This window comes from Actinoallomurus sp. NPDC050550 (genome assembly GCF_040655075.1).
Classification (GTDB): Bacteria; Actinomycetota; Actinomycetes; order Streptosporangiales; family Streptosporangiaceae; genus Actinoallomurus.
Genome location: NZ_JBFAJC010000018.1, coordinates 1 through 19,862, shown reverse-complemented (window position 1 = coordinate 19,862; position 19,862 = coordinate 1). Strand labels below are relative to the sequence as shown.

23 protein-coding genes are annotated in these 19,862 nt (G+C 67.5%); 11 read left to right on the top strand and 12 right to left on the bottom strand.

Going from position 1 to position 19,862, the window contains the following annotated elements:
* Positions 1-17: 17 nt before the first annotated feature.
* Complete coding sequence (locus tag AB0I04_RS24385) at positions 18-884, bottom strand: PHB depolymerase family esterase (RefSeq protein ID WP_360888472.1); 867 nt, start codon at positions 882-884, stop codon at positions 18-20.
* 85 nt (positions 885-969) lie between these two features.
* On the opposite strand from AB0I04_RS24385, the gene AB0I04_RS24380 reads away from it, so the two are divergent.
* Positions 970-1,434, top strand: coding sequence for a MarR family transcriptional regulator (locus AB0I04_RS24380; protein WP_360888469.1), 465 nt, complete (start codon positions 970-972; stop codon positions 1,432-1,434).
* A gap of 48 nt (positions 1,435-1,482) precedes the next feature.
* Here AB0I04_RS24380 and AB0I04_RS24375 read toward each other — a convergent pair whose 3' ends face one another.
* From AB0I04_RS24375 to AB0I04_RS24365, 3 genes are all read right to left on the bottom strand, one after another.
* Positions 1,483-2,466 (bottom strand): 1-acyl-sn-glycerol-3-phosphate acyltransferase, encoded by a 984-nt coding sequence (locus AB0I04_RS24375; protein WP_360888466.1) that lies wholly within the window; start codon positions 2,464-2,466, stop codon positions 1,483-1,485.
* A 6-nt stretch (positions 2,467-2,472) separates the two neighbouring features.
* A complete protein-coding gene (locus AB0I04_RS24370) occupies positions 2,473-3,297 on the bottom strand; it encodes a patatin-like phospholipase family protein (RefSeq protein ID WP_360888463.1) in 825 nt (274 codons plus the stop codon).
* 203 nt (positions 3,298-3,500) lie between these two features.
* Positions 3,501-3,920 (bottom strand): hypothetical protein, encoded by a 420-nt coding sequence (locus AB0I04_RS24365; protein ID WP_360888460.1) that lies wholly within the window; start codon positions 3,918-3,920, stop codon positions 3,501-3,503.
* A 426-nt stretch (positions 3,921-4,346) separates the two neighbouring features.
* On the opposite strand from AB0I04_RS24365, the gene AB0I04_RS24360 reads away from it, so the two are divergent.
* From AB0I04_RS24360 to AB0I04_RS24350, 3 genes are all read left to right on the top strand, one after another.
* Positions 4,347-4,832 (top strand): class I SAM-dependent methyltransferase, encoded by a 486-nt coding sequence (locus AB0I04_RS24360; protein ID WP_360888457.1) that lies wholly within the window; start codon positions 4,347-4,349, stop codon positions 4,830-4,832.
* A gap of 187 nt (positions 4,833-5,019) precedes the next feature.
* The gene (locus AB0I04_RS24355) at positions 5,020-5,655 is read left to right on the top strand and encodes an isoprenylcysteine carboxylmethyltransferase family protein (RefSeq protein ID WP_360888455.1); all 636 of its coding nucleotides are present in this window, start codon (positions 5,020-5,022) and stop codon (positions 5,653-5,655) included.
* A gap of 101 nt (positions 5,656-5,756) precedes the next feature.
* Positions 5,757-6,347 (top strand): dihydrofolate reductase family protein, encoded by a 591-nt coding sequence (locus AB0I04_RS24350; protein ID WP_360888452.1) that lies wholly within the window; start codon positions 5,757-5,759, stop codon positions 6,345-6,347.
* Positions 6,348-6,387: 40 nt separating this feature from the next.
* On the opposite strand, the gene AB0I04_RS24345 is transcribed toward AB0I04_RS24350, so the two are convergent.
* The 5 genes from AB0I04_RS24345 to AB0I04_RS24325 form a co-directional block, all read right to left on the bottom strand.
* On the bottom strand, positions 6,388-6,924 hold the full coding sequence (locus AB0I04_RS24345; RefSeq protein WP_360888449.1) for a hypothetical protein: 537 nt from the start codon (positions 6,922-6,924) through the stop codon (positions 6,388-6,390).
* Positions 6,925-7,210: 286 nt separating this feature from the next.
* Positions 7,211-7,879 (bottom strand): response regulator transcription factor, encoded by a 669-nt coding sequence (locus AB0I04_RS24340; protein ID WP_360888446.1) that lies wholly within the window; start codon positions 7,877-7,879, stop codon positions 7,211-7,213.
* Positions 7,876-9,078 carry a histidine kinase gene (locus AB0I04_RS24335; RefSeq protein ID WP_360888444.1) on the bottom strand — a complete coding sequence of 401 codons (1,203 nt, stop codon included), beginning with the start codon at positions 9,076-9,078 and terminating at the stop codon, positions 7,876-7,878. Before AB0I04_RS24335 ends, AB0I04_RS24340 begins: the two co-directional genes overlap by 4 nt.
* Before the next feature lie 32 nt (positions 9,079-9,110).
* On the bottom strand, positions 9,111-9,830 hold the full coding sequence (locus AB0I04_RS24330; protein WP_360888442.1) for a DUF1453 domain-containing protein: 720 nt from the start codon (positions 9,828-9,830) through the stop codon (positions 9,111-9,113).
* 216 nt (positions 9,831-10,046) lie between these two features.
* Complete coding sequence (locus tag AB0I04_RS24325) at positions 10,047-10,697, bottom strand: TetR/AcrR family transcriptional regulator (protein ID WP_360888440.1); 651 nt, start codon at positions 10,695-10,697, stop codon at positions 10,047-10,049.
* A gap of 31 nt (positions 10,698-10,728) precedes the next feature.
* On the opposite strand from AB0I04_RS24325, the gene AB0I04_RS24320 reads away from it, so the two are divergent.
* Together AB0I04_RS24320 and AB0I04_RS24315 are read left to right on the top strand one after the other, a co-directional pair.
* Positions 10,729-11,712, top strand: coding sequence for an ATP-binding cassette domain-containing protein (locus AB0I04_RS24320; RefSeq protein WP_360888437.1), 984 nt, complete (start codon positions 10,729-10,731; stop codon positions 11,710-11,712).
* A gap of 17 nt (positions 11,713-11,729) precedes the next feature.
* The gene (locus AB0I04_RS24315; RefSeq protein WP_360888434.1) at positions 11,730-12,491 is read left to right on the top strand and encodes an ABC transporter permease; all 762 of its coding nucleotides are present in this window, start codon (positions 11,730-11,732) and stop codon (positions 12,489-12,491) included.
* An 88-nt stretch (positions 12,492-12,579) separates the two neighbouring features.
* Here the strand turns inward: AB0I04_RS24315 and AB0I04_RS24310 are convergent, their stop codons facing one another.
* Both AB0I04_RS24310 and AB0I04_RS24305 read right to left on the bottom strand, forming a co-directional pair.
* A complete protein-coding gene (locus AB0I04_RS24310; RefSeq protein ID WP_360888431.1) occupies positions 12,580-12,810 on the bottom strand; it encodes a hypothetical protein in 231 nt (76 codons plus the stop codon).
* A 304-nt stretch (positions 12,811-13,114) separates the two neighbouring features.
* Positions 13,115-14,185: an acyl-CoA dehydrogenase family protein gene (locus AB0I04_RS24305; protein WP_360888428.1), complete on the bottom strand. Its 1,071-nt coding sequence runs from the start codon at positions 14,183-14,185 to the stop codon at positions 13,115-13,117.
* 390 nt (positions 14,186-14,575) lie between these two features.
* On the opposite strand from AB0I04_RS24305, the gene AB0I04_RS24300 reads away from it, so the two are divergent.
* The 3 genes from AB0I04_RS24300 (at position 14,576) to AB0I04_RS24290 (ending at position 16,894) form a co-directional block, all read left to right on the top strand.
* Positions 14,576-15,697: a hypothetical protein gene (locus AB0I04_RS24300; RefSeq protein WP_360888425.1), complete on the top strand. Its 1,122-nt coding sequence runs from the start codon at positions 14,576-14,578 to the stop codon at positions 15,695-15,697.
* A 197-nt stretch (positions 15,698-15,894) separates the two neighbouring features.
* On the top strand, positions 15,895-16,167 hold the full coding sequence (locus AB0I04_RS24295; protein WP_360888957.1) for a DUF6585 family protein: 273 nt from the start codon (positions 15,895-15,897) through the stop codon (positions 16,165-16,167).
* A 148-nt stretch (positions 16,168-16,315) separates the two neighbouring features.
* Positions 16,316-16,894 (top strand): hypothetical protein, encoded by a 579-nt coding sequence (locus tag AB0I04_RS24290; RefSeq protein WP_360888422.1) that lies wholly within the window; start codon positions 16,316-16,318, stop codon positions 16,892-16,894.
* 294 nt (positions 16,895-17,188) lie between these two features.
* Here AB0I04_RS24290 and AB0I04_RS24285 read toward each other — a convergent pair whose 3' ends face one another.
* Positions 17,189-17,509: an EthD family reductase gene (locus AB0I04_RS24285; protein WP_360888419.1), complete on the bottom strand. Its 321-nt coding sequence runs from the start codon at positions 17,507-17,509 to the stop codon at positions 17,189-17,191.
* Between the two features lie 395 nt (positions 17,510-17,904).
* On the opposite strand from AB0I04_RS24285, the gene AB0I04_RS24280 reads away from it, so the two are divergent.
* The gene (locus AB0I04_RS24280) at positions 17,905-18,570 is read left to right on the top strand and encodes an AraC family transcriptional regulator (RefSeq protein WP_360888416.1); all 666 of its coding nucleotides are present in this window, start codon (positions 17,905-17,907) and stop codon (positions 18,568-18,570) included.
* A gap of 435 nt (positions 18,571-19,005) precedes the next feature.
* Positions 19,006-19,509 (top strand): GNAT family N-acetyltransferase, encoded by a 504-nt coding sequence (locus AB0I04_RS24275; protein WP_360888413.1) that lies wholly within the window; start codon positions 19,006-19,008, stop codon positions 19,507-19,509.
* Positions 19,510-19,862: the final 353 nt, after the last annotated feature.

The window sequence follows — 19,862 nt, the reverse complement described above, 5'->3', positions numbered from 1 at the left end:
CGTCCAAGGGGGATGGGTCAGAGCCGCCGGGTGTCGGCGGAGATGAGCAGGGGCTGGGCGAAGCGGCAGATCTCCTCGGCCGCGTCGAACTCCTCGGTGGCCGGCTCGTCCCACTCGGGCGGGGTCGGCGTACCCGGCCAGGTGTGGCCGCCCCCGAACACCGTCCAGGCGACGACCTGGGTGCCGCCGACGCCACCGTCCGTCGTGGTGCGGCTGGAGAGCTCGGTGGTGTGCGTCTCGCCTGGCCCGGGTGGGCACCGGTCGATGGCGCGCCAGTGCTCGGCCGTCTCCTGCAACGAGAGCATGCGGCCGCGCAGCTCGCCGCCCGGCCCCCGACGGCGGGAGTGGCCGCCGTCGATCGGTGAGAGCTTGTCGGCCGTGCCGTGGATCAGCATCGCCGACACGGCGTGCGTCGGCCAAAGATCGCGGAGGGCCGCGGGCAGCCCGCCGGCGACGGCCGCCAGCACCGCCACTCGGTCGCTCGCCTCCATCGCCATCCGATGTGCCATGAAGGCACCGTTCGAGATTCCCGCAACCACGACCCGATCCGGCGCTGTGTCGTACCGTTCGGCCGACCAGTCGATGATCGCGCGGAGGAAGGTGACGTCGTCCACTCCCGCCTCGTCGGACGTCGTGACACCACGGCCGTCCGCCCAGCACCCCTCGGAGGCGTCCGGGTAGGCGACCGCCAGACCCCAGGCGTCGGCCTGCTCGTCGAAGGTGGTCCACTCGCGCATGATCCATCCGCCGGCGTCCGGATGGTTGCCGTGCAGAACGAGGGCGAGCGGCATCGGCCGGTCATCCGGCGCTGCTCGGGGCAGCCGGATCGTGAAGCCGCGCTCCCTCCCGCCGATCCTCAGTCGACCAGCGACGTCATCGCTCACCACGCGCCTCACTCCCACGGATATATGCAACTTAACTGCGCAGTTTTCCTGTACTTTAGCGGATATGAGACGGAACGCGGCAAGCATGGAAGAAGAAGCGGTGGCCGTCGGCGGAGAGGCGGCCACCGGGTCGGACGCCGCGGCCATCGCCGATGAGCTGCAGTTCCTGGTCGGCGCGCTGGTCCGGCAGGTTCGGGCGGTATCGCCGGCTCGCGAAGTGACGCTGTCGCAGGTCTCGCTCCTGAAACGGCTCGACCGCGAGGGTCCGCACACCGTCGCCGACCTGGCCCGGCTGGACAAGATCACTCACCAGTCGGTCGCGGTCTCCGTGGCCGGCCTGGTCGACCGGGGACTCGTACGGCGCACGCCGGACCCCGACGACCGGCGACGCAAGCTCCTGGCCATCACGGACGAGGGCAAGCGCCTGCTGGCCGAACGCCGGGACGCCGGCCACGAGAACCTCACGGACGCGATCGCCGGCCGACTCGACGACGCCGAGCGGGCGCAACTCTCAAAAACGCTCGTACTGCTCCGCCGCCTCCTCGACTGAGGCTCCGGTGCCGGTCCGCTCGGCTCCCTGCCGGCGGCGCCTTGGTGACTACGTGGCGGTGGGTTGCGGCCGGTTCTCCGCGATCCAGTCGTCGATCGTCTGCCACCAGTCGAAGAGCCACCGCTCCCGGTCGTCCTCGGGGATCGCTTCGCGCGGAACGCGCCACCACCGCGCGCGTAGCGGCTGCTCCAACGGGATCCGTCGCCAGACGTTACCGGCGGTCATGATGTCGTCGAGCCCCGTGTGGGCGATGAAGGCGACGTCGGCGCCCGGCGCGGCGTCGATCGCCGCCAGCGAGCCGGTCGGATGCGGTGGCAGGACGTTGGCCATCGTCCGGGCGCGTTCGGCCTCGTGCGGCCGGCCCTGCCGACGCAGCCGGCGGATGGCACGCACCCGGCGCCGCGGCGTGAAGTTCCCGCCTTCGGGGAAGATCAGCAGCGCGTCCGCGGGGCCGATCCCGGTGGCCAGGCGGCCGATCTCCTCGACGATCCGCTCGCGCGACGCGGGACCGCCGGGCACGAACGCGTTCGGCAGCCGGTTCAGCAGAACGTCGACCGAGGGATCGAGCTGCAGAGCGGCCTTCATGACGATCCGCGGCCGACGCGCGTACACGTTGAGCAGGTAATGCACGATCAGGAAGGAGTCGCCGGGCCCGCCGTGCCGGCTGAGCACGATCACCGGGCGTTCGGGAACCATGTCGAGCGGTTCCTGGATCTCGACGACGAGCCCGAGTACGCGGGTGGCGGCGTCGTACACGCGGGTGAGGAACCATCCGCACAGCGCGTAGTGCCGCGTTCGTACGGTCTCGGGGGAGCCGCCGATCACCCACAGGAACAGGCACGCCGTGAGCACGGCACACTCCAGGGCGAGCCAGTGGACCGAGATGACCGCGATCCGCAGGAACCGATGCCGGCCGCGCGAGGCCACCGCGCCGATGAGCAGTAACAACGGGGAGGCCGCTATCGCCGCGATCGCCACCGCGAACAGCAGCGGAGGGAGGACCAGGCGCCTGACGAACCGTGGCGGGAGCACGGCGGGTCACTGGTCCGACAGGTACGCGCGGCTCGCCGCGTACGCCCGCTCGATGTTCGACTCGACCCGTGAGGCATCGCGGTAGCGCAGCTGGGACAGGCCCGCGCCCTGGTCGGTCGACCCGGTGGGCAGGACGTGGACGGTGACGTCATCGGGTAGTTCAGCCATCTCTTCGGCGAACCGGTGCCGCCGGGTGATCTCGAAGGCGACCAGGCCCACCTGCCAGGGCCTGGTCGGCGCGGTGAGAGGGGCCTCGATCCGGCCGACCTGCAGGACGTACACCGTCCGAGCCCCCTCCCGCAGGGCCCGGCCGACGGGGATGCTGTGCACGAGGCCGCCGTCGTAGAAGTGTTCGTCGCCGATGCGGACCGCCGGGAGAATGCCGGGGACCGCGCAGGAGGCCAGCACCGCCGGGACGAGCGGGCCGCGGGTGAACCACCGCGCCTCGGCGCGTTCGACGTTGGCGGCCACACAGTGGAACGGCACGGCCAGGTCCTCAATCCGGTCGGCGGGGATCAGCGCGCCCAGCGCGGTCGCCAGGAGTTCGGCCGAGTGCAGGTGCGTGCCGGAACGGATCAGGGTCGACACGCGGCTGAAGAACGAGCCGGCGAACACCGACCCCGCCCCGTCGCCCTGCCACGCCTGGGTCAACTGGTCGACGGCGTTCGCCGGATCCGAGGCCACGAACGCCCCGTTGAAGGCGCCGACCGAGGTCCCGACGACCAGGTCCGGCCGGATTCCCGCCTCGGCGAGCGCCCGCAGCATGCCGACCTCATGGGCGCCCAGCAGTCCGCCGCCACCCAGTACGAACGCGGTCTTGGGGTGATCCACAGCGTCTCCCGTCGTACGACCACAGCGCACCCCTCTTACCCCGATCGAGGCCATCGATGGCGCTCCGGGATCGTCTTGCAGGTCACGTGGGGGTGGGCGGGGGCGCGGGCGACGCGCTGACCTTCCGCTTTCCAGGAGTGACACCGCCTCCTACGCGCAAGAGGCGCCGTATGTGGAGACTCTTACGCGTAGGAGCCGCGGGGTCACACGGACTGGTCGAAGAACTGGGAGGCCGGTTCCGTGACACGACCCTGCTGGGCGGTGACGGGTGCTTGGCTCGTCGCCGAAGCGCTCCCAGCGCCACCGCGGGTGCGGGCCAGCTCCCGCTGCAGCTGCTGATTCTTCGTCACCAGCGCCGACATCGACTCCTCGCGCTCATCCCGCAGGTCGCGGAGCTCGCGGCGGAGGCGCATGGAACGTAGTAGTGAGAGCAACGACATCGCGAGGCCCGCGATGACGAAGGCCGCGACGAGCCCTCCGACGATGAATACCTGTGCGCCGGTGTGTACTCCGGGCACATGATGGCCAAAGATGCTGAGCGAGGCGGATGACGAGTTCTCGGTGATGATGCCGACGCCCACTGCTACGGCGGCAGCGGCCAGGACGATTCCTAGGAAGACCATTCGGTCTTCTCCTCTCCTCGAGTCCTCTGGTGGCCGCAGGCACACGAATCGATGGCTTCGATGGCTCCCGCGACATCGTGCCACCATCTAGTCATATAGGTGGTTTGGTCAAGTTCGCCGGAAATCTCCTAGTTCGACAGAGTGTCAACAAGGTCAGCGCTTCGCGTTTGCCCGGTAGCCGATTGTCAGTTTCCGCGACAGTGGACTTCTCGCCGAGCGGTGCTGGACCGGCGGGCCGCCGCGTGATGATCTGTATGTTATGGACGAGGTTCTGGCTGATCAGGTCGGTTATTACCGTCGCCGTGCGAGCGAGTACGACGCGACCGCGTACGGGGATGTCGCGGCGGCTCGTGAGCGCATCGCGCGGCTGGTCGCGCAGATGCATCCGAGCCGACGAGTGTTGGAGATCGCCTGCGGAACCGGCCTATGGACAGAGGCGCTCGTGGACGTGGCCGACACGGCGTGGCGATCGATGCGGCGCCCGAGGCAGTGGCCATCGCCCGTGATCGAGTGAGGTCGGACAACGTCACTTTCGAGGTCGCCGACGTTTTCTCGTGGACGACGGACGACCGGTTTGATGTGATCTTCTTCTCGGCCTGGCTTTCTCACGTACCGATGAGCCGGTTCGAACAGTTCTGGCGGATGCTACGGCGTCTCCTGGCCGAGGATGGACGAGTGTTGTTCATCGACGAGCACGTCAATGTTCGCGAGAAAGAAACTTACGTTGCGGGCGTCAACGAAATCGTCGAACGGCGGCTGCGAGACGGCGGGAAGTTCCGGATCGTGAAGAACTTTGTGGACCCCGAAGCGTTGCAAGACCGGCTGCGGGATATGGGATGGGACTGTCAGGTCCGCCGGGACGGCAGCGACTGGATTCGTGGCGAGGCGCGTCCTGTGCAGTACCTCGGCTGACGATGTCCAGGCCCGCAAGTCGCGACCGTCGTGCCGTGGAACGCCTGCGCGCCCTCCTACCCGAGGTGATCCCCGCCGTCCGTGACCGAACCTGAAGTACCAAACGGGTCTTCACCTGTGGGTGGAGTCTTCCGAGTCAGCCTGTGGGTGGTGGTGATGCACTTCGTACGCGGAGCAGCCTTTGGTCATGGACTCACTTCATTCCGTACTCGTCGCTCTCATCGGCGCCTGTGTCCTGACCTTTGTCGTGGCCTGGACTTTGGGAGCCGTCTATTTCGGTGTGAAGAACCACGCTGGTCTGGGCGGCTGGGTCCGTGGCATGCGTCGCAGCTTGACCCGCCGGGCGCTGCTCATGGTGGGCGTCGGCGTGTTCATCGCGGTGGTGCGACGTTTTCCGCATTCCTTCTGGCGCCATCTGCAGTACTGGCAGCCTGAGCTCGCGCTCCTGGGCGCCCTGATCGCCCTGGCCTCCACCGCTCTGCTGCTCTGGGCCCGCTGGGTTCTGGGCACCATGTGGGCCAGCATCCCGATGCTCCAGGAGCACCACCGGCTGCGTACCGACGGTCCGTACCGGCTGGTCCGCCACCCCATCTACACCGGTCTGCTCGGCCTTGTCACCGGCGGCATGCTGGCCTGCGGCTTCGGCATCTGGATCGTTCTTCTGGCGATCGCCATCCCCTGGCTACTGCGCCGGGTTCGGATCGAGGACGGCCTGATGGCCGGTGAGTTCGGCGCCTCCTACGAGGCCTACCGCGCCCGCGTCCCGGCACTGATCCCGTGGACCCGCCCGGCCGGCCCCCGCCATGCCGACGACCGGGAGTAGGACCCAGGGGGCGAGTTATCTCCTCCGATGTCGTGTCGATCTGACGGTCTGTCGTTCGTGTAGTTCGTGAGACCGACGAACGACGATGAAGGAGATGCGCCATGGGCAAGGTCATCGTGATCGAGCATCTGACGCTTGATGGCGTGATGCAGGCTCCGGGACACCCCGAGGAGGACCCACGGGACGGCTTCCGGCACGGCGGCTGGGCGACCCGAGGCCAGGACCCGGCCATGCAGGAGGTGATGGGTGTGTACATGTCGAGCACGTGGTCCCTGCTCGCCGGCCGGACGACGTACGAGCGCTTCGCGGACTACTGGCCGAAGCAGGCACCGAACCCGTTCACCGAGGCTCTCGACCGTGTCCAGAAGTACGTGGCGTCGACCACCCTGACCGAGCCGCCGGCCTGGCAGAACTCCACGCTCCTCAAGGATGACGCCGCTGATGCGGTGAGCCGCTTGAAAGGGGAACTGCAGGAGAACCTGGTGGTCTTCGGCAGCGGGGTGCTGGTCCGGTCGCTGCTGCCGCGGAACCTCATCGACACGTTCATCCTGCTGATCCACCCGCTGACGCTCGGCTCCGGCCGCCGGCTGTTCCCGGACTCCGGCTCGGAGCTGTCGACCTTCCGGCTGGTCGACTCCGTGTCGACCGGCACCGGAGTGATCGTCGCCACCTATCAGCCCGCCGGAAGCTGATCAGGCGTCGTCTCCAGAACGGAGGCCGTAACCCGGGATGTCATCCGACCCGCAGGGCGACTTCGGTCGGCTGGGTGCGGGCCAGTGCCACCCTGGTCTTGGCCTGGAGCAGGGCCGTGCGGGTGAGCATCATGGCCACCGCCATGAAGATCAGGGCGTCGGTGAGCGCGCCTCCGGTGACGGAATGGGTGGCCATCCATTTGCCCAGTTGCCGGCCGAAGACGTGTGCGGTGCCGTAGGCGAAGGCGAGGCGTGCGCCGACCACGACGATCCACGTCAGTGCATAGCCGACTCCGGCACGGGACTTCGCGCAGCGGCGGCCTTTGGCCACGCCTTCATGTACGGGCATGAAGGCGCTGGCCAGTAGCCCCAGCAACAGCCCGGCGGCCGTGCCGGCGATTTCGAGCATCAGGCCGTACCCGCTGGTGGCGAGTTCGTCGATGAAGATCGGCACGATGGCTGCGGCGCTGATGACCGGACGGAGAACGCGGGATCGGGTGACTCTCCGCGTGCCGAGATCGGATTCCAGCACGATGAAGAGTACGGCGAGGTTCAAAAGCCATACGCCCATGTCCATTGCTGCGGCCTTTCAGATTCGCGGTTTCGTTCTGCTGCGGCCACAATTTAGGAATCCGGGCATGTGCCCCACATCGGTTGGTGAACCGAGATGGGGTGGAGGTCGGGCGGGGCGGGGTCTCTCCACCGGGTCTCCACCCGACTGACGTGCTGCGTCACCGCGGCCGGATTCGACCTGGGCGACCTCGGCATCACGGAGCACGCACGGATGCCAACGGCCGAATCTGCTTTATCCGCTCAGCGCGGTGATCAGTGAGCCCACAATGGCTGGAATCCGGGTGCGAGTGTCACACCGAGGAGCGTCCGTCTTCCTGTCTGCTCCCGGCGAGGGTGAGGGCCAGCCGTACGGCCTCGGCGCGAGAGTGCAGATCGGCCTTGGCGAACAGATTGTTGATGTGGGTCTTCACGGTGGATTCGGTGATGTACAGGCGCCGGGCGATCTCGTTGTTGCGCAGGCCCTGGCCGATGAGGTCGAGGATCTCCCGTTCGCGCGCGGTCAGCGGCACGGCCGTGGCCGGGCCGGGCGCGGGGGCACGGGTGGCGAGGGCGAGCAGCCGCGACTGCACGTCGGGGTCGAGCACCGCTTGCCCGGCGTGTGCGCCGCGTACGGCTTGGACGATCTTCGAACGGTCCGAGTCCTTGGTGAGGTAGCCGCGGGCGCCGGCGCGCAGCGCGGCGAGGATGGACTCGTCGTCCTCAAAGGTGGTCAACACCACGACCGGCAGGCCGGGCCGGGCGGCCTGGATCCGGCTGGTGGCCTCGACCCCGCCCATGACCGGCATGTGCAGGTCCATGAGTACGACCTGCGGGTCGTGCTCGTCGACCGCGGTGACCGCCTCCTCGCCGTTGGCGGCGGTGCCGACGACGGCGATGTCCGGGTCGAGGTCGAGCATCACCGCGAGCGCGTCCCGGATCGCGGCCTGGTCGTCGACCACCAACAGCCGGATCGAAGTCATCGCGGCAACTCCAATCGCACTGTCCAGCCTGGGGCGGGCGATTCGGCGGGGCCAGCGTACAGCGTGCCTCCGAGCAGACTGGCACGCTCGCGCATCCCGACCAGGCCCATCCCGCTGCCCGAGTCGTTCGGCCGGGCGAAGGGCCCGGCCGTTCCGGTGTCGGTGACGGTGAGCCGGATCAGCCGGTCGGTGTAGTCGAGCAGCAGGTTCACCTCGGCGCCGGGCGCGTGCCGATGTGCGTTGGTGATCGCCTCCTGCGCGGCGCGGATGACGGCCTGGGCGACCTCGACCCGAACCTCGCCGGGCTCACCCTGTATCTCGAATCCGGCCGTCCCCCCGTGCGCGAGATGGGCGATGGTCTCAGGAAGCGGCAACGTGTCCTCGCGCAGCGCGTGGATCGCGCGGCGGGTCTCCCCGATCCCTGACACCGCCAGGGCTCGTGCTCGCCGTACGGCCTCGTTGGCGTCCTGGTCTCGTCCCTCGGCATGCAGGGCGTCGGCCATGTCCAACTGCATGGCGACGCCGGACAGGGCGTGGCCGAGTACGTCGTGGATCTCCCGGGCGATACGCCCCCGTTCCTCCAGCGCGGCCTCCCGAGCCTCGGACGCGGCCGCGCGCCGGCTCTGCCGGGCGGCGAGGTCGGAGGCGGCGACCGCGTCGGCCCGTTCCCGGCGCGCGAGGCCGATGTAGAGGGGCAGGCCCACGATGAGCGAGATCCACCAGGTCCCTACGTCCGGCACGTGCAGCAGGGCGATGGCGACCCAGGTCGCGGTGGCCGTGATGGCGGTCCCGGCTCCGACGATGGTGAACGCGGCCCGCCGGGAGGCCAGCTTCTCTCCAGCGGTGACGGAGGCGAGGAACACCAGCGCATTGGCCGCGGTGATCCCCGACATCGGGTACAACATCGCGGCGGCGGCCATGAACACCGACACCAGCGTTATCTGCATCCGGTCCGACAGATGACGCCAGGGCACGATCGACGAGGCGACCCCCGCGGCGATGGTGACCACCACCAAGCCCCAGGTGATCCCGGCGAACCGGACCGGCGGGCGCTCGACGAACTGGACCAGGGTGAGCACCGAGAGGGTCCCGATGACGAACGGGCGGATCAGTTCGTCGGGGAACCGCGCCGAGGTTCCCGTCGGCGCGTCGTCGACGGGGGTCCCGGCCGGGCGTGTGTCATCAGGGTCGGCGTTCATCCCCGGACATTGTCCGCCTGTCCCGGCCATGGTCACCGGTCACGGTGGTGCGGGTCATGCTCCTCGCGGGAGCCGCCGCTGTTCGGCCGCGGTCCGTCGTACGGGGCGGAACCGTTGTCGTTCGGCCGTCGGACGTCGAGGTTGCGCACGTCCTCGATCAGCGCCGCGAAGCCACCGCGCCGGCGCGGACGGCTGGTCTGGGACCAGTCGGTGGTCTGCACCTTCTCCTGCAACCCGTCCAGCAGGGACGACATCGTGTGCGGTGCGCCGTCGCGTCCCTTCGCCCACACGACCCGGCCGCTGGTGCGCATCGCCTTGGACAGCACGGCCAGCCCCTCCACCACCATGCCGGCGCCGAGCGTGAGCATCAGCCCACTGCTGCCGGCGTGCTCAGCGGTCGGGTCCACCACGCCCAGCATGACGCTCGCGCCGAACCTGACCGCGAGGTTGATTCCCCACAACACCACGGTCGTCGCCGTGTAGCGCAGGTAGACGATGCCGTCCTTGTCGAACACGCGGATGCTCGCGCCGCGCAGCAGGCCCAGCACGAGGCTGAGCACGGTGGAGCCGGCCAGGAATCCGATGGAGACCGGGGACTGGTGCACCTTGGCCAGATCGGTGAGTCCGACTCCTGCGAGCACGGCGGGGAGCAGCAGCATGCGCTTGGCTTCGGCGGGCTCGCCGAGCAGACGGCGGGCCAGGATGTAGCCGACCGCACCGATGATCAGGATGATCTCGACGGGACCGCTCACCGATCCCACCTCCTCCGCGGGGTACGTCATCTGGACGTCGCCACGTTAGGAAGCCGGCGGCCCATCGTCGTGGGCCAGCCGCCGTATCTTGGGTGGACGTCCGCCTCCACCCGGCGCGAGTGGCGTGGCGCCGGGGCGCGGGGGAGTGCTCGGTTCGAGTGGACCGGGCCTCCGAGGCCGCCCGGTTCCGGTTCGCTCAATCCAGCCGGGGAGCGCTCAGCCCTCGTCCGATCTACGCATCGTGATTCCATTTTCGAAGGTGCGGATGACCGTCGCGGTGACGCCGTGACGGGGTAGGCGCCCGCCTTCCGACTCCTCAAGACCGGTGTAAACCAGTGCCCAGAGCACGTGCCGGATCCAGACGGGGCTCACCTCCGGGTCGAATACCCCCTCGTCCTGTCCGCGCCGGATGAGCGAGACCACCGCGTCCTCTAGCGGCGCGTCGGTCTTGGCCGCCCCGTAGGTCTCCAGCACGCGCGGATCGCCGAACACGAACATCAGCCGGTCGCCGACCTCGACCATCGCCGCCACCAGCCGGCGCATGGCCTCCAGCGGCGGTCCGTGTTCGATCGCCGCCGCCGCGGTGGATGCCGTGATCACCTCGACCGAGTCGTCCACCGCGGCTTTGATCAGCGTTTCCCGGTCCGGGAAGTAGCGGTGCAGGGTGGTCCGGCCGACCTCGGCGGCATCGGCGATCTCGGCGAGTGTCGCCGACCAGTCGCGGGCGAGCACAGAAGACGCCGCGCTCAGGATGGCGCGGCGCGTGCGGTTGCGAGTGCCCGACTGCGTGTCTGCGGTGCCGCTCATTCCGAACAGCCTACAGTTGCCGATACCCATATAGAACGCTAGCGTCCCCTTATGGAACACAGATGTTCCATGAAGTCGACAAGGGATGCTGATGATCCACGCCGAAGGTCTCGCCCGGAAGTTCCGGGTGAGAAAGCGAACCATCGACGCCGTCCAGGGCATCGACCTCCACGTCGAGGCTGGTGAACTGGTGGCACTCCTCGGGCCCAACGGCGCGGGAAAGTCAACGCTGCTGCGGATGCTCACCACTCTGCTTCCGCCGACCTCCGGCCGGGTGACCGTCGCAGGTCACGATGTCCTGACCGATCCCACCAGGGTGCGCTCGGCCATCGGCTACGTCGGGCAGAAGAGCAGTGCGGGCGAGAACTTCCTGGTCCGAGACGAGTTGGTCACCCAGGCGCGCAGCTACGGCCTAAGCAGGGCGGACGCTCGTCAACGCGCCGACGAGGCGCTTCGGCTGCTGGACCTGCAGCCGCTGGCCGCCCGTAAGCCGGCAACCCTCTCCGGCGGGCAACGCCGCCGGGTGGACGTGGCCATGTGCCTGCTCCACCGTCCCCGGCTGCTGTTCCTGGACGAGCCCTCCACCGGTCTCGATCCGCAGAGTCGCGCCAATCTGTGGGAGCACGTCCTGCGCCTGCGCGAACAACATGGCATGACGCTCTTCCTGACCACCCACTACCTTGACGAGGCCGACCGGATGGCCGAACGGGTGCTGATCATCGACCGCGGCCGGATCATCGCCGACGGTACGGCCCAGAGGCTGAAGCGCGAACTCGCCGGAGACCAGGTCGTGGTCACGGTCGTCGATCCGACGGAGGCCGCGACCGCCGCTGCCGTCGCCGAACGGATGCCCGCGGTCAGCGCGGTGGAGACCGACGCCACTACCGTCCGGCTCCGCGTGCCCCGCGCCGAGACCGCGCTGCCCGAGTACCTGCGCACGCTCGACGCCGCCGGCGTCAAAGCCGTCACCGCCGAGACCCGACGGTCGACTCTGGACGACGTATTCCTGTCCCTCACTGGGCGCAGCCTGCGCGAAGGCGACGAAACCGATCAAGACGACGGCGACCATTCCTAGGACGGAGAAGCCGCAGCATGGTCAAGTTCCTTCGAGACACCACGATCGTGTTCTCTCGCGAATTCACCCCCGAACTACGCCAGCCCCTCAGCCTGATCTTCTCGATGACCCAGCCTCTTCTGTTCATGTTCCTGTTCGGCTGGCTACTTCAGGGCGTGAGCGGGTACGGCGCGTCCAGCGGTTCCTCATGGCAGTGGTTCGCGCCCGGCATCCTGGTCATGATGGGCCTGTTCGGCCCGATGGCGGCCGGACATTCCCTGCTGATCGAACTGATCGGCGGTGCGACCGAGCGGATGATGGTCACCCCCCTCAGCCGCACCGCGATGCTGATCGGTCGGACCATGAAGGAGTCGGTGATCCTCCTCGTACAGGCCACGCTCATCGTCGCGCTGGCCCTACCGCTGGGATTTCGGCTCTACCCCGCAGGCGCGCTGGCCGGGCTGGCGCTGCTCGTGATATTCGGCATCGGTCTGAGCGGCCTGTCCTTCGCGCTCGCGATCGCCGCCCAGCCCAACGGCACCCTCTTCTGGACCGTCACCCAGGTACTGACGTATCCGCTGCTTCTCCTCTCGGGCGTGCTGTTGCCGATCGAGCACGGTCCCGAATGGCTGCGGGCCATCGCCAAGCTGAACCCGATCGCCTACCTCGTACGCGCCGAGCGCGCTCTCTTCGCCGGCAAGCTCGCCGATCTCTCTTCCTTGTACGGCCTGATCGCCGCCTGTGCCCTAGCGGCCGTCGGGCTCTTCCTCGGCACCCGAACCATGCGCCGCGGGGTCTAGTCCCAAGATCGTGAATCAGGAGGGCATGCCGTCTACGGCGGCGTCAACGTGCCCGTCGCGCGACCTCGGGTGGTCACGACGACAACGGTCAGGGCAGCCGGCGCTCGCCGATCCGTGCTATGCGACGCCGGCTGGCGTCGCCGGCGGCGATCCGCCGGTCGACGAAGGTGTCCTCTCCGGACCCTTCGCCCAGCTGCCCGAACCAACTAGCGTCCAGGTCATCGCTGTCCATGTGGTTCTGCGCGCGGACGCGCCAGAACACGGCGCCGGTGGCGAGGGCGATGCCGACGAGGGCGGCCCAGATCATGTAGGCGCTCATACGACCACCGCGGGCAGGGCGAGGTGGATGTCGATCACAGGCGGACCTCCGAGTGGTTGGCCAGCCACGTTTGTACGCGGATGCATCCCATCCACACGGCCGACTCGATGGCGTACAGCTCGTGGAGTATAGCGATTTCAGCCAGAAAACACCCAAATGCCCATAATCAGGGCATAGTGTGATGATTCTGGCGGGTCCGGGCAAGTCGGTCTTGCTGGAGGGCCTCCGAAGAGTTCATCGGCTCAGGCCGGCCGATCGTGCGATCAGGGCGGCATGCCGTTCCGCAGCGGTGGTCCGCCGACGATCAGCTTTCAGCGACGAGAACCCGGCCGTAGTTCTCCGCCGCGATGTAGGCCCGTAGGTGCGCGTGGCGGCTGCCGACCGCGATGTCGCGCCAGTACCGCTGCAACGCGTTGGTCGTGGCGAAGCCGCTAGCCCCATGCAGGTCCAGCATCAGCTCCACGGCGGCCCGGCAGTCGCGGGCGGCGTCCGACAGGTCCATTCCCAGCCGCGCGTGGTCGGTCTCCGTGATGTCGCCCGCGTCGACGGCCTGCGCGGCGGCGAGCAGGGTGCGTTCGGCGCGGTCCACGAGCAGCGCCGCCTGGGCCAGCCAGTGCCGCGCCGCCGGCGAATCACCCATCCGCGAGTACGCCGTCATGTACGGCTTGCGATCCGAGGCGAACATCGCGTTCACGATGTCGAGCGCGCCGCGTGCCGCGCCCACCACCGGGGCGAGCACCGTGATTCCGTAGAAGACCATGGTGGCGTGAGCCGGTGGTCTCACCGGGCTCACCCGTTCCGCTGGTACCAGCAGGTCCCGGGCCACGACGGTGTGACTGCCGGTGCCGCGCATGCCGGCGGATTGCCAGGTCCGTTCGATGGTCAGGTCGGCCATGGGAATCATCGCGAACGCGTACGCGCCGTCGACCATCACCCCGAGGCCGGCCCAGGACGCGTCCTCGCAGCCGGAGATGTAGGGCCAACGGCCGCTGACCCGGATGCCGCCCGGCTCGGGCTCTCCACCGCCCGCCGCCAGACCGGATCCGCAGGCGAGCGCGTCCGGGTCGGCGTAGCAGTCGGGTGGCACCGCGTCGCCGAAGACGTCGTCGGTGAAGGTCTTGGCGGTCGCACAGGTGCCGGCGATCCAGGCGGTGGACGGGCAGTACCGGCCCACCCCCGACAGGTGGCGAGCGACGGTGATGGCGTCAGCCCAGGCTCCGCCGAACCGCTCGGGCGTCCTGAGGGCGAACCCGCCATGACGGCGTACCACGTCAAGGCTTTCGGCGGTCGGGCGATTCTGCTGCTCGGTCTTCTCGGCATTCCCGAGAAGGACGCGGGCCTGGTCGTGAGCGATGGCGTCAGGTATCACGTCCATCAACTCAACCAGTCGCGGACGCCGGCGACCATATCCGAACGGCCCAGACGTATACGCGTGCGTCCCTTCCGAGGCGGCGCTCGACCTCAAGCATCCGCAGCGTGACCCGCCGTTCCTCCCGCCGGGCGGTCAAACGCGCCCTAAGCCTCTGTCACCATGCGCGATTGGTCAACCACGATATGCAGATATTGACTGGCCGGGTGAAGATCGATAACGTCCGGTTCGCGTATTGTCCGCTCCGAATCATTGGCGCCATGACGGCAATGCCGAACAGGGAGATTTCGTCGATCCGGCGGCGCAGATCACCAATCGACTGAACGGGAGCACGACATCAAGGAATCATCTTGTAGAGACCTGAACAAGCGTCGGCATTTTCCACTCGCCCACGCGATGATTCGAAGTTCTCTCTTCGCTGTCGCCGCTCTTTTGTTCGTCGCGTCCATCCTCGTCGCCGGTGGCGCTGGCGGTGCCGAATCCCGTGCTCGGACGACGGCCGCGGGCGTCTCGGCCATCGAGGCGCGTCCTAACGATGGCTCCGGATATTGGCCGGACTTCTCCAACACAGGCTATGCCAACACTCCGGCCAACGCTGGCGGCCTGGGCCTGGGGGCGTATCCAGGCAGCCTTACCGACTATGCGTCGGGTATGAGTGCCGACAAACCATTGACGCTTGATTACCCGGACAACAGCGTCATCTCCTTCACGCACTTTTTGGCTGCCAAGGTAATTATCTACGGCGACAATCTCACGTTCGTCGGCTGCTTGTTCGAGGGTACCGATCCGAACGATAATCTTGTACAGATATACTCCGACAACAACGTCAAGTTCCTGTACTCGACGTTCAAGCCCAACTCCTACTCGATGCCGCCTGGTAATGATGGCACCGTCTCGTCATCGCATTCCAAGCCTGGCACGCCTTTCGACAAGTCCTGGCAGTTGTCCACGACGATGAAGGAAGCCGTTGCCGTCATGGACCACAATGACATCTGGGGTAACGCGGGTATGGAGATGGTCACAGGCTTCCCGGGGCGCCCGTCGACCTGGACTAACAACTACATTCACGATATGGCCGATACGTCGCATGACGTATATCACCATGATGGCATAGGGCCGCAGAGCGAAGGTGATGGCGGCCCCGTGATCGTCGACCACAACACCCTGGCCTCTCTGGGCAACACCAACGCCCTGGCCCTGCAGGGCGACGGTGTCTATGATCACATTTCATTTACGAACAACTATGTTTCCGGCTGGGGGTATGCTGTGCATATCGGCGACGTCGACAACGCCACCAACATCACCGTCACCGGAAACATCTTCTCGGCCGAGCTCGAGCAAGTGTACGGCTTCTTGTACGGCAATATCTGGGGTGGGTCGGCTCGCGGCTCCACCTGGCGTGGCAATCTCATTCAAGCTCGTTCCGGGGACGGAAACCACACCTATTCGACGGCCGACAATGGCAGATATCTATGGCCGACCGACGCTGGAAGCCACATCACCGACTACGCAGGATGAGTCAGAGCCGCTCGACGCCGCCAACGCGCGGCGCGCGTTCCGGCTGATCATCAAGGGGGCCGAGACGGCCGGGCGCTCATCACCGTCATATAGACACGGGATCCAAAGCTCCACCGCAATCCCGAATACGCCACCCGCGCCAACCCGCGGGGCCGCCAATACGCTGACCTCGGCAGGGCGGTGGCCAACCACGTCACCTGGGCCAAGCTGTCCGGCGCCCTGGATCCCTGGTACGCGGCGAAAGCCTGACCTTCGGCGACGTGAGCATCGATCGCAACGAGGTTCGCCGCGGAAGGCGCGCAGCGCCATGGGCGTCGATCCAGGAGGTGAAGGTCGAGAAGGGCTGGATCACCATCAAGCAGGAAGGCAGATTCCGGCCGCTGCACAAGCAGGAAGTCGCCAGGATTCCCAACTTCTCGCTCTTCATCACCCTGGTCGAGAAACTACGCGAGGGCCTCCGCGTCGGCTAGCCGTACCGGCGTGCGGCATGGCGACATGCAGACGTTCACCGCGATCCGAACACCCGCCCGATACTAATAGACACTTCTGTTCATTTGGGCGCCGAAGTGCGCTACGGTGCACCGAGGCGACTGTCGGGCGACCGGAGAGGTGCACGCGATGGCGACGATGATCTCTTACCGAGGGCACGGCTGGCTGAGTTTCCCGATGCTGTTCGTCGCCCCGCTCCCCCTGGTCGCGGTGCTCTCGTCGACCGGCCTGCCGAGCGTCGTGGCGGCGGTGGCGAGCTTCCTGGCGGGTGCGGCCGTCAACTATCTGGTGGGCAGTCATCTGAACTCGACGGTCACGCCGCAGGGCCGGGTGTTTCACAACCGGCACGAGTTCATGGGCGCGCCGATGCAGAACGTCTCGTGGTTTATCGGCGGGCTGCTCTTCCTCGTGGCGGGGGCCACCGTGGCCCGTATGGGTGGCAAGACGGCTGGGCACGTCTTCTTCTACGTCGTGGCGGGGGGATGGCTGGCGGCGATAGTGATCGTCAGGATCCGGCGCGGCCGGATCCACCTTGTCTACCTGGCGGGGGAATCGGCACTCCGCGGTGGCGAGATGACGGCCACGCTCGGCGGTCGTGCGATCAGGTTCGAGGTGCCGGCCGGGACCAAGTCGGGGGCCTTGGTACGGGCACCAGGGCAGGGCCCGGACGGCAAGGACCTGCATCTGCGTGTGATGGTGCGTGGGTGATCCGCCACCCCTTTTCCACCCTGGCCGGCCAATTGCACGCGCCCCGACTGCGCTGACCTGCGAGAGCACCACCGCGATAGAGGGCAACCCCGGCCCGTACGGCAAGACCTTTCACGGCCCGAGGATGCTCATCCACTCGGGTCTTGGTCCGCGGTCTGGGCGGTGCCGATGCTGGACAGCCGGGTCAGGCTGCCCGCGGCCGGCGGACTGTGGAGGCGGGCCGGGAGGGGACGTGCCCCCTCCCGGCAATTGGTCGCCGCAGTGACGACGGGATTGGAATCCGTCTTGTCCGGCCTAGGCGTCCTCGAGGATTTCCGCGAATGCGATCACAACGCCTCCGGTGGCGTGCTCGCGGGTAGCGCCGACGAGGGGACCCGCCTCTGCGGCGGCGGCGCTGGCCGCCGCGTAGTCGGCGAAGTACAGGTCCAACAGTCGGTACGCCGGAGTCGGGCTGCCGTCCTCCTTGGGCCAGACCTTCGACGCCTGCAGCCGAATCAGGCCGGGGAGCTTGCGCGCCAGCGCGATCTGCTCGGAGTAAGCTGCCTCGAAGGCGTCCGGGTCGGTGGGGTTGGAATAGACGAAGCTGATTTTGGTCGGCTTGTCGTGCTCCGTCATGGATGATCTCCTGGTTGTTAGTCTCGGTTGATACAAGCGAGCAGACCCAGACTCGGGCGATGATGTCGGGCGAAATTTCGCTAGCGCAGCTGCTTCGCCAATGGAAGAAGTTGGCACATGACAGAGCGCCCAGCGTGGCCCTTAGCCCGCCCGTTTGTTGGCCCCACTCACTGTTCGTCGATCGTAGGGATAGGAATGGGCAGCGACCATGACCGCTCCGCCAGGAAACTTTGCTGATCGTCCAGCGACGTCGGCCGATTTGCTCGGATCGCCGCATGACTTTGCCGATCCGCCAGCGCTTGAGGATGCCGCGCTCGGTCTCGACGCAGATGGTCAGTCGCACGACTTGCTCTCGGAGCTGCTCCGGAGCGTCCGTCTGAGCGGAGAACGGATCGTTGAGTACGCTCCCTCGCAGACTTTCTCAATCGGCTTCGCGGATATGGGCAGCCTGCACATCATCGAAGAGGGCGAACTCGCACTTCGGATCGACGGAGACCCGCACGTCGAGCCACCTGCTCGGGAGCCTCCCGGCCGTGATCATTCTGCGCGGCGGCCACGGCCCAGCGCTCGAAGGGCTCGAAGTCGCCCGCAGGATGCTCGTACTCGAGATGCAATCGCCCTCTCAAGGATCGGCGGTGATGGTCGCCCGCATCCTCGATCTGATCTTCATCCAGATCATGCGCATCTGGGCCGCCGGCACGGACGCCGAACCGAACTGGCTGGCCGGTGCGTTCGACCCGCAGATCGGTCTGGCCTTGAGCGCTATCCACCGAGACCCCGGCCATGAGTGGACAGTCGAGGAACTGGCCCGAGCGTGCAACCTTTCCCGGTCGGCCTTCGCCGGGCGGTTCGTCGCTCGCGTTGGGAAGCCGCCGGCCGCCTATCTCGCGCACGTACGCCTGGACGCCGCCACCGGCCTGCTCCGCGACACCTTTCTTCCGGTCGCGCGCATCGCGGAGAGCGTTGGCTACGCGTCGGAGGCGGCATTCAGCCGCGCGTTCAAGAACCGCTACGGCATGCCACCAACTCGCTGGCGACGAGACGTACGAGGTCGCTGGTGACCCGCGACACCGTCGGGGCTGAGGCAACCGATCTGGGATCTTGCTCTGGCTGTTTTCGAGGGGCACTCGCCTAGGCAGTGCGGCCGGTCTGACGCCGGCCGGGACCGGCCCGGAGAAGCCGCATGCCCGGCCCGCGTCCGGCCGGCCGCCGGCGCCGTGCCTATCGCCGGCGACGAGGGCAGTGCGGCTCTGTGAGCAGAGGGGTTCGTCCTCGACGATCAACACGCGCATGCTCTCGTTGCCAGAGAGCCGGAACATATCGTCGGCGTATCGAAAACCGCATACGTGCCGGCAACACCCGGCCGCCTTGTCTGGAGGACATGACCTATAGCCATATCGATGTGAAATACGCGCGGAGAGCGTCGGCATTTCCGTGCCATCCCCCCCCGCGTCGGCCGCTTCCTTGCCGGATACCGACAGTAACCAGTGGCGCTCGTGACAAGCGATGGCATCGCCGCAGGCAGCCGGCCGCGAGCCGCCGCAGCCGCCGACATCGCTGAACTCGTACACCTGCGCGCCGTGATGCTGTCCAGCCTCGGCCAGGACCCCGGCGGCGAGGGTGCGCCGTGGAGGAGACAGGCCGCCACCTGGTTCAGTGAGCGGCTCGCCCGGCCGGAGGACTGGGCCTTCCGAGTGATCGGCCCGCCCGGAGGCACCCTGGCCGCGTGCGGCGCGGCCTGGCTGACCGAGCACCTGCCCGGGCCCACCACCCCGGACGGCCGACGCGGCTACATCGGCTTCATGTGCACACGCCCCGCCGCCCGCCGCCGCGGCCACGGCAGCGAAATCTTCGGCAGCCTCATCGAATGGCTCACCACGCGCGGTGTCGCCCGGCTGGAACTACACGCATCACCGGACGGCCTGGAAATGTACCGCCGGGCAGGCTTCAGTGAAGACCCGTACCTGGCCATGTACCGGATGAGCAGCCCACCCAAGTGAGCAGTCGAAATCGGGGGTGGCGTTCCGGGGCGGGGCACGGTTGTCACGCAGTCAGTCACCCAGGCGAGGGTGTGCCAGGACGCCTCCCCGGTCTGACCGATGTCGGCGAGTTCGGCTCGCCCGTCCCCGCACGCGATGTCCAGGATGGGACTCGCCAGCCGGGACGGACGCGTGCGCGATGAGCGGTCGGTCGGCGGTTGGAAAGAACGGCAACCATTGATCGAATTCCTTCGCCATGCGGTCGACGCCCATGCCGGGGTCTCTCTTGGCTCTGGTCATCAGGCGGCGAAGTCACTCCATATAGCACGATTGCGGTGGGCGATCATCAGCTAAGGGAGTTATGATCCGGCTTC